Annotated in this window: 11 protein-coding genes; 5 read left to right on the forward strand and 6 right to left on the reverse strand. The window is 67.0% G+C overall.

Annotated features, from left to right (window positions below; translation table 11 throughout):
* Positions 1 to 8 precede the first annotated feature (8 nt).
* The gene (locus tag OEJ37_RS17260; RefSeq protein WP_175943214.1) at positions 9 to 743 is read right to left on the reverse strand and encodes a peptidoglycan DD-metalloendopeptidase family protein; all 735 of its coding nucleotides are present in this window, start codon (positions 741 to 743) and stop codon (positions 9 to 11) included.
* A gap of 425 nt (positions 744 to 1,168) precedes the next feature.
* Here OEJ37_RS17260 and OEJ37_RS17265 point away from each other — a divergent pair, with 425 nt between their 5' ends.
* Positions 1,169 to 1,489, forward strand: coding sequence for a hypothetical protein (locus OEJ37_RS17265; RefSeq protein ID WP_175918670.1), 321 nt, complete (start codon positions 1,169 to 1,171; stop codon positions 1,487 to 1,489).
* Positions 1,490 to 1,707: 218 nt separating this feature from the next.
* On the opposite strand, the gene OEJ37_RS17270 is transcribed toward OEJ37_RS17265, so the two are convergent.
* From OEJ37_RS17270 to OEJ37_RS17285, 4 genes are all read right to left on the reverse strand, one after another.
* Positions 1,708 to 2,052, reverse strand: coding sequence for a DUF4148 domain-containing protein (locus OEJ37_RS17270; RefSeq protein ID WP_047901374.1), 345 nt, complete (start codon positions 2,050 to 2,052; stop codon positions 1,708 to 1,710).
* Positions 2,053 to 2,252: 200 nt separating this feature from the next.
* Complete coding sequence (gene gndA, locus OEJ37_RS17275) at positions 2,253 to 3,665, reverse strand: NADP-dependent phosphogluconate dehydrogenase (protein WP_174418389.1); 1,413 nt, start codon at positions 3,663 to 3,665, stop codon at positions 2,253 to 2,255.
* Positions 3,666 to 3,762: 97 nt separating this feature from the next.
* Positions 3,763 to 4,404: a DUF938 domain-containing protein gene (locus OEJ37_RS17280; RefSeq protein ID WP_174418390.1), complete on the reverse strand. Its 642-nt coding sequence runs from the start codon at positions 4,402 to 4,404 to the stop codon at positions 3,763 to 3,765.
* Complete coding sequence (locus OEJ37_RS17285; protein ID WP_174418391.1) at positions 4,401 to 5,297, reverse strand: NAD-dependent protein deacetylase; 897 nt, start codon at positions 5,295 to 5,297, stop codon at positions 4,401 to 4,403. The genes OEJ37_RS17280 and OEJ37_RS17285 overlap by 4 nt, the downstream gene beginning before the upstream one ends.
* A gap of 1,042 nt (positions 5,298 to 6,339) precedes the next feature.
* On the opposite strand from OEJ37_RS17285, the gene OEJ37_RS17290 reads away from it, so the two are divergent.
* Positions 6,340 to 7,071, forward strand: a complete 732-nt coding sequence (locus OEJ37_RS17290) for a GNAT family N-acetyltransferase (RefSeq protein WP_263344968.1) — start codon at positions 6,340 to 6,342, stop codon at positions 7,069 to 7,071.
* Positions 7,072 to 7,092: 21 nt separating this feature from the next.
* Here OEJ37_RS17290 and OEJ37_RS17295 read toward each other — a convergent pair whose 3' ends face one another.
* Positions 7,093 to 7,491 carry a lysozyme inhibitor LprI family protein gene (locus OEJ37_RS17295; RefSeq protein WP_263344970.1) on the reverse strand — a complete coding sequence of 133 codons (399 nt, stop codon included), beginning with the start codon at positions 7,489 to 7,491 and terminating at the stop codon, positions 7,093 to 7,095.
* Positions 7,492 to 7,709: 218 nt separating this feature from the next.
* Between OEJ37_RS17295 and OEJ37_RS17300 the strand changes: the two genes are divergently transcribed.
* The 3 genes from OEJ37_RS17300 to OEJ37_RS17310 all read left to right on the forward strand — a co-directional run bounded on the left by OEJ37_RS17300 (position 7,710) and on the right by OEJ37_RS17310 (position 14,241).
* Entirely contained in the window at positions 7,710 to 8,669 is a 960-nt protein-coding gene (locus OEJ37_RS17300) for an LLM class oxidoreductase (protein ID WP_263344972.1), read from the forward strand.
* Between the two features lie 423 nt (positions 8,670 to 9,092).
* The gene (locus OEJ37_RS17305) at positions 9,093 to 11,570 is read left to right on the forward strand and encodes a mechanosensitive ion channel family protein (protein WP_263344973.1); all 2,478 of its coding nucleotides are present in this window, start codon (positions 9,093 to 9,095) and stop codon (positions 11,568 to 11,570) included.
* Positions 11,571 to 12,408: 838 nt separating this feature from the next.
* On the forward strand, positions 12,409 to 14,241 hold the full coding sequence (locus OEJ37_RS17310) for a protease pro-enzyme activation domain-containing protein (RefSeq protein WP_174418393.1): 1,833 nt from the start codon (positions 12,409 to 12,411) through the stop codon (positions 14,239 to 14,241).
* Positions 14,242 to 14,396: the final 155 nt, after the last annotated feature.

A 14,396-nucleotide genomic window follows, 5' to 3' on the forward strand; every position in this document is an offset into this window, starting at 1 on the left:
GCGGCTCGTCAGCCGCCGTTGCGCGGCAGGAAGATCATCGGATCGACGACCTTGCCGTTCTGGCGGACTTCGAACTCGAACGTCGAACGGCCGCTCGCGTCGGTGCCCATCTCGGCGATCGGCTGGCCCGTGCGCACCGCGTCGCCTTCGTTGACGAGCAGCTTGCCGTTGTGGCCGTAGGCCGTGATGAGCCCGTTGTCGTGCTTCAGGATCACGAGCGGTCCGTATGCCTTGACACCCGACCCGGCGTAGACCACCCGCCCGTTCGCCGCGGCCCGCACCGAACGGTCGGGCCCGGATGCGGCGATCACGACGCCGCGCGTCTTGCCGGCCGCAAACGGCGCCGCGACGACACCCGTGGCCGGCCATGCGAGCGAGCCCGGCTGCGCGGCCGCCGCGGGCGGCTGCCCGAGCGACGTCGCGGCAGGCGGCGGCGCGACGCGCAGCACCTGGCCGGGCGACAAGGCGTCGGTAGGCGCCATGTGGTTCCAGCTCGCCACGTCCTGCACGCGCTGCCCGTAGGCGCTCGCGACGCCCGCGAGCGTGTCGCCCGGGTTCACGCGGTAATAGCCGGCGATCACGCCCGGCGTCGCGGCCGACATCGGCGCCGACGAACGCGCCGGCTGCCAGTTGTCGGTCCACGGCGTCAGCGTACAGCCCGACAGCGCAACGGCCGCGGCAACGAGCGCCGCCTGCGGCAGCCAGCGTGCCAGCGAATCGTGGATGGGAATAGTTTTTCTCAAGGGTCCTCCCGGATTTGCGTCGTTGCGCCGCCCACCGCCCTCCGGCGCGCGACGCACGATGTCCGGCCGGACGGCCGGACCAACCAGTATCCGACCGCTGTCGCGGCCGTCAGTTTCCACATCGGAACGTCTGCGCGAACGGGCTCACCGGCCCCTTTTTCGCGTCGCTCCGACCGGCAAAGATACCATTTGTCGCGGTCGGGACCACGACAGTTGCAGGTTCCGGCAACAATCTTGCGGCCCCGCCCATGCGTGCCGACGGCCCGCGAGCCGCGCCGCGCGACCCATCCGGCGAGCCTGCCGCCGGTCTTCCGCATACCTCGCCGCCGTCATCTGCCGTCTCGGCTCCGTCACATTCTCCCCTTCGATCGCCGCCTATACTCGGTGATGCGCAGCGCGATCCAACGACAACGAGGAGCATGACAATGAACAATGCGACGTTTCTTTCGGTGCAGCTCAACGCGGACGATTTCGCCGGTTCCAGCGGCCTGGTCGAATTGCTCAACCGGCACCTGCTGTTCGCGACCGACGTCGCCGAGGCGGCCGATGCGCTCGTCCAGCTGGCGAGCGTCGCGCACCTGACGGGCGCCACGCGCCACAGCGTCGAGTTGCCGATCCTCGCGCTCGAGCGGCTGCGCGAGGCGCTCGACACGCTGAGCGGCTACGACGAAACGTGGCTCCAGGTGCTGGAGCCGGCCGAAGCGCTGTTCCAGGATATCGGGCGCGGCCGGCGCCCGCTGCACTGACTGCCGGCGTAGTACGTGCCACCAATGAAAACGGCCCATCTTTCCGCATGACGGAACCGGCGCCGCAGGCGCCACAAGTGAAAACAGCCTGTCGTTCCGCAGGGCGGAACCGGCGCCGCAGGCGCCACAAATGAAAACAGCCTGTCGTTCCGCAAGGCGGAACGACAGGCTGTTTGTACTACGTGGGGTCAGGTCCGGCCGCCGGGGCGGCCGCGCCATTAACGACCCTTGTAGACCGGTGCGCCGTCAGCGATACGCTTGACTTGCCAGCCGGTCTTTGCCGCGGCCGGGGCGCCCGATTCTTGCGCGGCGGCCGGTTGCGCGCCATAGCCGGTCGTGTCGGCGGCGGCGACGTTCTGTTGCGGGTTCACACGGGCTTCAGCAGCCAGGATGCCTTCCGGGTAGTTCGTCCGGTCGCTGCCCAGCTTGTAGCCGGCTTGTTGCAGTTGGACCAGTTCGGCCTTCACCTGCGCACGGGTGACGGGCGCGTTCTGTTGGGCGAACGAGACGGCGGGAACGGCGAGGACAGCAGCTGCAGCGAACGTTGCGATCAGCGATTTCATGATTACCTCCGGGATTTTTTTGCTCCGCCGCACACACCATGTCTGCAGCGATGGAACAGAGTTTAGTCCCGGCGTCGCCTAGGGAAAACCATGAAAGAACGAAAACACTGTTTCCCGGAAGCCAACAATGCCGGCATCCGAGATAGAAAAACCCTATTCAAAGAATAGATTTTCGCAACAATGCTGCCCCCGGCGGCCGGTTACGACCAGTTCGCGTGGAAGCTGCCCGGCTTGTCGGTACGCTCGAACGTGTGTGCGCCGAAGAAGTCGCGCTGCGCCTGCACGAGGTTCGCCGGCAGCCGCTCAGAACGGTAGCTGTCGAAGTACGCGACCGCCGACGCGAACGCGGGCACCGGCACGCCGGCCTTCACCGCGGCGACCACGACGTCGCGCAGCGACGCCTGGTAGTTCGCGGCGATGTCCTGGAAGTACGGATCGAGCAGCAGGTTCGCGAGCGCCGGATCCTTCGCGTAAGCATCCGTGATCTTCTGCAGGAAGCGCGCGCGGATGATGCAGCCCGCGCGGAAGATCTTCGCGATCGTCCCGAGATCGAGGTTCCAGCCGTACTCTTCGGACGCCGTGCGCAGTTGCGCGAAGCCCTGCGCGTACGAGATCACCTTGCTCAGGTACAGCGCGCGGCGCACCGCTTCGACGAACGCGGCGCGATCGCCGCCGAACGGCGCGGCGGCCGGGCCCGACAGGATCTTGCTGGCCGCGACGCGCTCGGTCTTCAGCGACGACAGCACGCGCGCGAACACCGATTCCGTGATGAGCGGCAGCGGCACGCCGAGATCCAGCGCGTTCTGGCTCGTCCACTTGCCGGTGCCCTTCTGCGCGGCGCGATCGAGAATCACGTCGACGAGGTGCTTGCCGGTCTCTTCGTCCTTCTTGCCGAATATCTTCGACGTGATCTCCATCAGGTAGCTGTCGAGCTCGCCCTGGTTCCATTCGGTGTACACGGCGCCGAGCTCGTCGTTGGTCAGGCCCGCGACGTCCTTCAGCACCGAGTAGCTTTCGGCGATCAGCTGCATGTCGCCGTATTCGATGCCGTTGTGGACCATCTTCACGTAGTGGCCCGCGCCATCCGGGCCCATGTATGCGACGCACGGCTCGCCGTCCGACGGCGCCTTCGCGGCGATCTGCTTGAGGATCGGCTCGACGAGGTCGTACGCGTCGCGCTGGCCGCCGGGCATGATCGACGGGCCGCGCAACGCGCCCTCTTCGCCGCCCGACACGCCGGTGCCGATGAAGTGCAGGCCCGATTGCGCGAGTTCCTGGTTGCGGCGGATCGTGTCGGTGAAGTGCGTATTGCCGCCGTCGATCAGCACGTCGCCCTTCTCGAGCAGCGGCTTGAGCGAAGCGATCGTCGCATCGGTCGCCTCGCCGGCCTTCACCATCATCAGGATCCGGCGCGGCGTTTCGAGCGACGCGACGAACTCCTCGAGCGTGTAGGTCGGCACCAGATTGCGGCCGGGGAATTCGGCGATCAGTTCGTCGGTTTTCTCGCGGCTGCGGTTGTACACCGACACCGCGTAACCGCGGCTCTCGATATTGAGTGCGAGATTGCGGCCCATCACCGCGAGTCCGATCACACCGATTGCTTGTTTGCCCATTAGTCAATTCTCCGGAAAAAACAGGGCGCGACCCGACCCGGGCCGCGCGCACAGGCGAAAGGATAGTGGAAACCCGGCGGCGATGCGCGCTTGCGTGTCATTGCTCCGCGTGCGGAAGCCGACGGAACACGACGCTCAGGTTGTTCGCCGGCATCTCGACGACCTCGATGCAGTCGAGCCCGCGATCGAGGCCGAGCGCGACGACGGTCTCGAGATCGCGCACGCCCCACGACGAGTCGCGGCTTCGCAACTGCAGGTCGAATGCCTCGTTCGACGGCGCCGTATGCCGGCCTTCGCGACGATACGGGCCGTACAGGAACAGCACGCCGCCCGGCCGCAGCAGGCGCGACGCGCCCGCGAACAATGCTTCGGTGCAGGCCCACGGCGAGATGTGAATCATGTTGATGCAGACGATCGCGTCGAGCGCGTCGACCGGCCACGACGCGTCGCGCACGTCGAACGCCAGCGGCCCGGCGACATTCGCGAGGCCCGCATGCACGATCCACGCGGCGATCGAGCGCCGCGCGTGCGCGTCGGGATCGCTCGGCTGCCAGCGCAGGCCCGGCAACGCCTGCGCGAAGTGGACGACGTGCTGCCCCGTGCCGCTCGCGATTTCGAGCACACTGCCGGTCGCCGGCAGCACGCGGCGCAACACGTCGAGGATCGGCCCGCGATTGCGTTCGGCCGCCGGCGCCGACAACCGCGCGGACGGATCGGGCGAAGGTGTCGGGCCGCTCACGATGCGTGCTCCGGTGCGTTGCCCGCGAGGCCCAGCCGCGCAGTCAGTGCGTCGAGCGCCGGTGCGCACTGCGCCTCGACCTTCAGCGTCAGCATCGGATCGGCGCGCGTATGGCCGAGATTGAGCGCGGCGACCGGCTTGTGCTGCGCCTGCGCCCACACGCAGAAGCGGTACCCCGAATACACCATCAGCGACGACCCGACGACGAGCAATGCATCGGCCGCATCGAGCGCCTGCGCGGCCAGCGCGACGCGCTCGCGCGGCACGTTCTCGCCGAAGAACACGACTGCCGGCTTCAGCAGGCCGCCGCATGCGGGGCACGCCGGGATGCGAAACGTGTCGAGCGCGGCCCATTCGAGGTGCGCGTCGCCGTCCGCGGCCGGCTCGGCCTGCGCGCCCAGCAGTTCGGGATTGTCGGCTTCGAGCACGGTCTGGATCGTCGCGCGCGCATGATGCGCGCCGCATTCGAGGCACGTCACGCCGTTGATCCCGCCGTGCAGTTCGATCACGTCGTCGCTGCCCGCGCGCTGATGCAGGCCGTCGACGTTCTGCGTGACGATGCGCTCGATCCGGCCCGCGCCGCCGAGCCGCGCCAGCGCGACGTGCGACCGGTTCGGCTGCGCGCGGCCGACGACAGGCCAGCCGATCATGCTGCGCGCCCAGTAGCGTCGCCGCGCGGCATCGGAGCCGAGGAATTCGTGGAGCTGGATCGGCGGCGAGCGCATCCATTGGCCGTTGCGGTCGCGATAGCCGGGAATGCCGGAATCGGTGCTGATGCCCGCGCCGGTCAGCACGAGCAGGCGCGGATGACGCTCGACGAACGTGTGCAGCGCGTCGAGCGCGGCCGGCTCGACACTGGCGGATGAAGGGTCGTGAAGGGCTTGATCGTTCATGTAGATAACGCGTGATCGGGCGCGCCGGCAAGCCGTGCGACCGCACGAGCGGCCCGCGCGCCAGCACATGATACAGAACGCCGCGCGATCCGGCCGGCGCCACGCACGGCAAACCCGCGCACAAAAAAAGACGCCCATCGCCGCTCGGCGATGGGCGCTTCAACAATTGATCCATCGGGGTAGTGGATCAACTGACAGCACAATGGTGTGGCGTCCGCCACGCTGCGCATGGTGAACGCTTCCCCTGGACTACGCGTGTTCCGCGATGCCGCTCGCATCGTTGCGCCACCGGCTTTCCGGTGCGATCCGGTTCTTCGGGCCCGTCACGCCGATGCCATGCCCGGCGCGCGAACGCATCCGCCGCGCGACGACTCGCGTTGCACTACGGAATGACGATCCGGGATCCAGACCAAGGCCATCCGCATGCGTTCACGGGTCATCCCCGACGGCCGACCGGCACCGCGGTCGGCCTCGTGCGTCACGCATGCACGTCGTCGTTCAGAACGAACCCGATTGCTCGGATGGAACGGAAAGCCGCGCACTCACGTCGCCGCAATCAACGGCGAAGCGAATACCCTGGCAGGTCGGCGATTCAAGTTTGCAACACGACACGTTGCGATTCGGTCTCTTTTCATTCTCTTGTCCCCGTATTCGATACGTCCGACCCACTGAAGCGATCGCCGGGCCGACTGCGCTAGCGATCGCGCTCACGGCGCATACAGATATGCAAGGAGCGCACCATGCTTCATGCCGCAAGGCCGCGCGGGCGGAAGCAAGGCCTTCGACAGGGATCGCGCACCGACGAGGAGCGCTAACGTTTCGAAACTGAAACACCCACCGGATCGACGACGGCCGGCCATGCCTGCCGGCTTCCCGCACCGGCCCGGGCGGGCATCGCGACGTTGTTTCTGCGCGCCGCGCCGCCGCCGATCGTCTTACAATCGCCCGACAGCGGCGGCGCACGCATGACCGGACGTGCGCGCCTGGCCTTGCGCCCTTCGCGCGGCTCCCCGCCGCCTGACCGGAAAACCTCGCTCGACGCATGCCTGACGCAAAAGACTGGCTGGATATCGACTACCGCACGCTGTTCCGGTTGCACCCGGATCGCCGGATCGAACGCGAGAACGATCCCGACTGCTCGCCGGGGCCGCGCTTCTGGCTGGGCCGATGCGCGGACGGCCACCTGTCGGGCGTACGCGCCGACGTGCCCGGCCACCTTGCGGACGAACTGGCGCGCGTGGCCGACAGTGAACCGCCGTTTGCGGGCCGCACGCAGCCCGCGCATCTCGAACGCTATCTGTCGATACTCGCGCCCGTTTCGCACTGGAACACCGGCCTCGTCTACGCACTGCCGCACGCGCTCGAGTTCGACACCGACGCGGGCATCGCGCTGATCGACGGCGACAGCGACGCCGGCCGGCAGCTGCGGCAATCGCTGTCCACGCACGGGATGCCCGAAGGGCTGTTGTCGATGGGTTTTCGAAGCGTCGCCGATCTGTGGACGCCGTGGTGCGCGGCCGTCGTCGACGGCGAAGTCGTGTCGGTTGCGTTCGCTGCGCGGCTGTCCGATGCCGGCGCCGAACTGGGTCTCGCGACGGCTCCGGCGTTTCGGGGGCGCGGCCTGGCAGCCGCCGTCACCGCTGCATGGTCGCGGCTGCCGTCGCTTCGCACGCGCACGCTGTTCTATAGCATCGACGGCGACAACCATGCGTCGCAACGCGTGGCGTCACGCTTGGGCCTCGCGCTGCGCGGCATGACGCTGCGGATCGTGTAGCGCCGTGATTGGCGCGGCACATCAACGAAAGGCTTCGATAACCTTCACGCGACGTTCGGTTTCGTCGACAAAGCAACTGTCACGCTCCACGAGCCCAAACGTGCCGCCCGCGTCGGGCTGCCGTGACTCGGCACACATTGTGTCCCGTGTCTTGAGCCAGCGGCGCTCGTCGTTGCGCAACCTTGACTTGCCCTCCGCGTCCAGGCTCGCCATCTTCGTCTTGTAGACGGCATTCAAGCGCCTGTCAGCCGCGTCGTATTTCAGGCCGAGGCAATTGCGGATGTCGGCCGTGTAGCCCGTTTGCTCGGCAGTCTTGCAGATATCGGCGCTCACCGCTTCGTCTGCGAGCACACCGGACGCAACCACGGAGAGTGTCGCGCTCGCCACCAGACCAACCACCATTTTTCGAAGCGCATTCATCCGAATTCGTTACTCAATGACAGAAGGCGCTGACTATGCTCGACCCGCTGCTCACACGCCCTTCGCCACCTCGATGTCATCCGGTTAGGTTCAACCGGGTTCAGCGCATGCCGTGCTTCGCAGCCGGCGTGCAAACACGCTAGCATTCGGACACGGAACGCCGCGCTCGCACGAACCGCCGATCGTTGCTCGCCTTGCACCGTCTCCAGGAATTCGACATGACCACGCCAGCCCTCGCCCGCGCCGACGTCGCACACCGCGTCTTTTCGGCCGGGCAGTTGTCGATCGGCCTCACGCTACCGCTGCTTCGCAGCGGCAATATCGTCGCCGACTTCAACGAACAGCTCGAACTCGCGGCGCTTGCCGATACGCTCGGCTTTCGCGCGCTGTGGATTCGCGACGTGCCGCTGAACAGCGCCGACTATCCCGACCCTGTCGGCCACCTCGATCCATGGGTGCTGCTCGGTGCACTGGCGTCGCGCACGCACCGGATCGCGCTCGCCAGCGGCGCGATCGTGCTGCCGCTGCGACATCCGCTGCATATCGCGAAAGGCGCGCTGTCGGTTGCGACGCTGTCGGGCGGACGCTTCATCCTCGGGCTCGGTTCCGGCGACCGGCCTCCTGAATACGCGGCGTTCGGCGTCCCGGCGGAAACGCGGCGCGACCGCTATCGCAAACACTGGGAAGTCGTCGCGGCCGCGCTCGCCGTGCCGTCGCGCGTGCTGCCCGACGAAACGCCGCCCGACGCCACCGAATTCACGCTGCTGCCGCGCGGCGACGACGCGGTGCCGATGCTCGCGGTCGGCTCGGGCGGACAGAGCGTCGACTGGATCGCGCGGCACTCGATCGGCTGGATGACGTACCACCGCGATCCGGACACGCAGCACGCCCGCTATTCGATGTGGCGCGCGGCAGTCGACCGGCTCGCGTCGCCGGCCTTTCGCGCATTCGGCGTGTCGATGCGGCTCGACCTCGCCGCACACCCCGATGCGCCGGTCACCGCGCTGACGCTCGGTTATGCCACCGGGCGCCGCGCATTGGTCGACATCCTGCAGGACATGCGCGCGGCGGGCACGCATCACGTCACGCTGAATCCGGGAGCGGACCGGCCCGTGCGCGAGGTCATCGAAGAACTCGCCGCGCACGTCCTGCCGGTTTTTCACGACGGGCAGGCATGATTCGTCAGGAATACGAATCCATCACATGCGACGTGTGCGTTGCGATGATGGTCCTTCTTTCATGATCGGTCGAACGCTCGCCTGACGATACGCCGTTCGCGTCCAACAAACGTTCCCGGTTCACATCTGCACACCCGGCCCCCACCAGCCACGCGTTACAGGACGCTTACGACTCGACAAGAACGATGTGTCCACATATCGGACTGTCTACAGTCTTGTGTCGGACGCTTGCCCGTCCGAACCCCCGGCCGACGAGATCTCGATGCGACGCAAATACAAGCCGCAAACGCCCACGCCACTTCAGGTATGCCAGATTCGAATATTCGTCGATGGAACTATTCGGTTCCGATCGCGATCATGTTAACTTCCGTCCATCGTTCAGCCCGGCGGGCCGCGCGCCGATGCGCGCCCGCATGCCTACTCATGCGACAACTTCTTCTCGGCTGGCTGCTTGCCGCCGCCGTCTCGGCCGCGCACGCGGCCGCTCCCGCACCGGCCGCCGCGTCGGCCGCCTCCGGCACCGCGCCCGCGCTGACGCCGCAACAAGCGCAGCAGGCACTCGACGTGCTCGAAAACCCGCGCCAGCGTGCCCAGGTCGAAACGACGCTGCGCGCGATCGCGGCCGTCGGCGCATTGAGCGCGCCCGCGGTCGCCGCAAGCGAAGCGGCCGCGGCCAGCCGCGCGCCGGCTGCCGCTGCGCCGACGGCCCTCACGTCGAACGGGCTCGCGTCGATGCTCGTCCGCCAGGGAGCGCACTGGACCGCCGAAATCGGCAGCGCGTTGAAGGAATCGCTGCGCTCGCTGCTCGATGTCGGCTCGGTCGGCAGCTGGTGGCATGACAAGCTGGTGCGCGCCGACGCGCGCGCGGATCTCGCGCGCGCGATCTGGATCATCGTCGCCGTGCTCGTGCCCGCGTTCCTGTTCGAATGGTTCGCGAAGCGGCTGCTGCGGCGCGCGCTGGCCGCGCTGGCCGCACGGCGCGCCGACTCGTCGCGCAGCACCGCGCCCGACGACGACAACGCACCGCCGCCGGACTCATCAGACCCGCCCGCCACCCCTGACACACCTGACACTACCGACGCATCCAACGCCGCACCCGCGTCACCGCAAGGGCCCATCGACGCGCGGCGCCACACCACGCTGCTGCACCGGATGCCGCGCGCGCTCGTCAGCCTCGCGCTGCGCGCGGTGCCGCTGCTCGTGTTCGTCGGCGTCGCGAGCCTGACGATGTCGATGATCGGCAACGCAGGCACGCCGGTCGAATCGTCGCTCGAATCGCTGATCGACATCTACGTGATCTGCCGGCTCGTCACGATCGTCAGCCGGTTGTTCTTCCAGCCCGATGCGCGGCAATTGCGGCTGCTTCACATCAGCGATGCATGGGCCGACTTCGGGCAACGCTCGATCGCGCGGATCGTGGTCGTGGTCGGTGTCAGCACGGCCGCGGTCGAGATCGCCGCGAACTTCGGGCTAAGCGAGGCCGGTCACGTCGCGCTGCTGAAAGCGGTCGCGCTCGTCGGGCACGTGATGATCTCGGCGCTGATCCTGCAGTGCCGCCGGCCGGTCGCCGCGCGGATCCGCGCGGCCGGCGCGGACCGGCCGACCTTCGCGGTGGTCGGCAACGCGCTCGCGGACGCCTGGGCGCCCGTCTCGGTATTCATCGTGATGGCGCTGTGGTTCGTGTGGGCGCTCGACGTCCACAACGGCTACCGCGTGCTGATCACGCTCGGCGGCCGCTCGATCGCCGTGATGATCGGCATGCGAATGGTGTCGATCGTCGCGTTCGGCGCGCTCGCGCGGCTGTTCCAGCGCCGCGACGAAGACCGCACGCTCGTCCATCTGCATGCGTACCGCTACTACCCGCTGCTGCGCCGGATCGTATCGGGCGCGATCGGCATCGTGACCGTCGTGCTGTTGCTGCAGATCTGGGGCGTGCCGATCTTCCGTGCGTTCGAAACCGGCACGATCGGCCACCGGCTCGCGTCGGCGCTGGTGACGATCGCGATCGCGGCCATCGTCGCGCTCGTCGTATGGGAAGCCGCGAACATCGCGATCGAGCGCCGCCTGCAGCGCTGGACCCGCGAAGGCAATCTCGTGCGCGCGGCGCGGTTGCGCACGCTGCTGCCGATGCTGCGCTCGCTGCTGTTCGTGATGATCGCGCTCGTCGTCGTGCTGACGGGCCTCAGCGAGCTCGGCGTGAACATCGGCCCGCTGCTGGCCGGCGCCAGCATCTTCGGCGTCGCGCTCGGCTTCGGCTCGCAGAAGCTCGTGCAGGATTTCATCACCGGGATCTTCCTGCTGATGGAAAACGCGATGCAGGTCGGCGACTGGGTCACGCTCGCCGGCGTATCGGGTACGGTCGAATACCTGTCGATCCGCACCGTGCGGCTGCGCGCGGGCGACGGGTCGCTGTACACGATTCCGTTCAGTTCGGTGACGACCGTCAACAACACGAATCGCGGGCTCGGCAACGCGGCCGTCAAGGTCAGCATCGCATACGGCGAGGACATCGATCGCGCAATCGCGACGCTGAAGGAGATCGGCACCGCCTTGCGCGACGATCCGAAGTACCACGACGGCATCCTGTCGGACTTCAGCTATTGGGGCATCGACCAGGTCGACGGCGCGGCACTTGCGCTCGCGGGACAGATGCAGTGCACGGACTCGACGCGCTGGAGCGTGCAGCGTGAATTCAACCGGCGGATCGCCGAGACGTTCCGCGAACGCGGCATCCGGATCGCCAATCCGCAACGCAGCCTCGTCGCGTACGCGGATGGATCGCGGCCGGAGGGCAACGGCGCAAGCGAAGACGAAAGCGGCGGCAACACCCGCAACGGCAACGCCACGGAAACGGCGGCCCGGCCGCCGTCGCCCAGCCAACCGGAGCGCAAGCCGAACTGACCGGCCGCGGCCAACGACGCTCGATCGCGAAATCGAAAGCGCTGTCGATTCGGTGCGCGAAGCATTTTGCGGATGGAGTACGTCGTCGGCCTGACGACCGACGCGCCCGTCGCAACATACGACGGCGCGCGCATCCGGCACGCCGCTCTCGAATTCGACATTCGCCGGCACGCGCCGGCAATTCGAGTGCTTCCTCGATAGCGATCGGTCAATTGCACAATTACCAGGCGAATCAGAAATGATCGGCGAATCGCCTTCGGCATTACCTTCACGGTCGGCTTCGAAAATTACAAAATGCCGCCGATCTTTTCAAAAACATTGCACCTTATTCGATTTAATTTTGTTTCATATAATCAGAAAAAGTTTGACACTCAGCTTTCGTTCTTGATACCGTCCGATTCAAGCAATCCGACGAATTGCCGATCACGCAATCGATTCCGCTCCACGTTTTTTCGCTTCCGTCGCACCGTAGTGCTCGCTGCCGGCTGTGTCGTTCGCGCACCGGCGCATGCAATATTCCGATGCATCTCATTGGACGGCTGCCATCCGGCAGCGGGCCAAAGGATCGAACAAAATGAGCAGGACAACGAAGCTGTTGCTCTAGCAATCCCGCCCGCGCGATGTCCGCGCGGCTGCCCCGCATCGCGGCGCAGCCCTTTCGCTACCGCGTTTTTCGTATTTCGCCCCCGGAGAGAAACCATCTTCCCGGATCGGGCGAAAGGCCCTGTCGCGTCCGCGTCAACCGCAGAGCGCGACAGAAAGCGGCGGTGCACGATCCGCACCGCTGTCGACCGTTGTTGTTCGTGCCGTTCGATGTTCAACCGGAGGGGTAACTCAAATGAATCAGGTTGCAAACAAGAAACAAAAACACGTTCGCATCGTCAAGCTCGCATTCGCCGCCGCCGCGGCCGCTTCGTTCGGCATGGCGACCGTCCACGCCGCGCCGGCGGCGGGCTGGACGGAAACGCGCACCAAGGGATTCCTGCCGCTCGTGCAGCAGAGCGAAGCCGGCGTGGCCGGCGCGCCTGCCGCCAGCACGGCTGCCGCCGCGGCCGCGGCAATCGAACTGGCGCCCGGCGAATCGGTGGACATCGTGCTCGGGCTGAACCTGCGCAACGAGCCGCAACTCGACCAGTACCTGCGCGACCTGCATACGCCCGGCTCGCCGCACTACCGGCAGTTCCTCACGCCGGCGCAGTTCGCCGCCCGATATGCGCCGACCGACCAGCAGGTCGCGTCCGTCGTCGCACACCTGCGCAAGGAAGGTTTCGTGAACATCGTGGTCGCGCCGAACCGGCTGCTGGTGTCCGCGTCCGGCACCGCGGCGACCATCAAGTCCGCGTTCCGCACGACGCTCAAGCGCTTCACGCGCAACGGCCGCAGCGTCTATGCGAATACCGACGCCGCGCAAGTGCCGAACGCGATCGGCAGCATCGTGGGCGCGGTGCTCGGCCTGCAGAACGTCGAGCTGATGCATACCGGCGCGGGCAGCAAGCCGCAAGGCAACACCAGCAACCTGACGATCCCGGCCGGCGCGTCGGCGGTGCCGCACAACCCGACCGAATTCTCGTCGATCTACGGCGGCGACGGCACGCCGACGGCCTCGCAAACCACGGTCGGCATCATTTCCGAAGGCGACCTGTCGCAAACGGTGAGCGACCTCAATACGTTCGCCGCGAACAACGGCCTCGGCACGATCGGCAGCAGCATCGTGCAGACCGGCCCGGCCGGCAGTTCGTACACCGATACGTCCGGCACCGTCGAGTGGAACCTCGACAGCCAGTCGATCGTCGGCTCGGCCGGCGGCAGCGTGAAGCAGGTCGTGTTCTACGCGGCGCCGTCGATGACGCTCACGGCAATTACGGCCGCGTACAACAAGGTGGTGACCGACAACGTCGCGAAGGTGATCAACGTGTCGCTCGGCGTGTGCGAATCGTCCGCATACAGCACCGGCTCGCAGGCGACCGACGACACCATCTTCAAGCAGGCGGTCGCGCAAGGGCAGACCTTCTCCGTCTCTGCGGGCGACCATGGCGCGTACGAATGCGCGAGTGGTACGCCGTCGCGCTCGACCTACACGGTGAGCGAACCGGCGACGTCGCCGTACGTGATCGCGGTGGGCGGCACGACGCTGTTCACCAACACGTCGACCAACGCGTACAACAGCGAGATCGTCTGGAACGATCCGAGCTGGCAGCCGGGCACCGTGTGGTCGACGGGCGGCGGATACAGCAAGTACGAGGCCGCGCCGTCGTGGCAATCGTCGACCCTCACCGGGTCGACCAAGCGCGCGCTGCCGGACGTCGGTTTCGACGCCGACCTGCGCACCGGCGCGATTCTGGTGGTGAACGGCCAGACGTCCGACACGCTGTGGGGTTCGGGCTACCTGAACAACGAAGGCGGCACCAGCCTCGCCGCGCCGATCTTCACCGGCATCTGGGCGCGGCTGCAGTCGGCGAACAACAATGCGCTCGGGTTCCCCGCGTCGAGCATCTACAAGTACTTCCCGTCCAACGCGGCGCTGCTGCACGACGTAACGTCCGGCAACAACGGCAGCGGCACCTACGGCTACAAGGCGAAGGCCGGCTGGGACGCAACGACGGGCTTCGGCAGCGTGAACATCTCGAAGCTGAACGCGTTCATCCAGAGCACGTCGGATTTCGCGCGCTGATGGATCGATGACCGACACGGTTTCGGGCGCGCGCCGTTTCGTGCGCCCGGAACCGCATGCAACTGCGTAAAAAGCCCGCGAAGCCCTCACGGGTTTGCTGCATTCCGCGTGCGCCGCGCGCCGCCGCATTCTGCGAAGCCTCCCGGTCTGGCCGC

This window comes from Burkholderia sp. BKH01 (genome assembly GCF_025685725.1).
In the GTDB taxonomy this organism is placed as follows: Bacteria; Pseudomonadota; Gammaproteobacteria; order Burkholderiales; family Burkholderiaceae; genus Burkholderia; species Burkholderia pyrrocinia_C.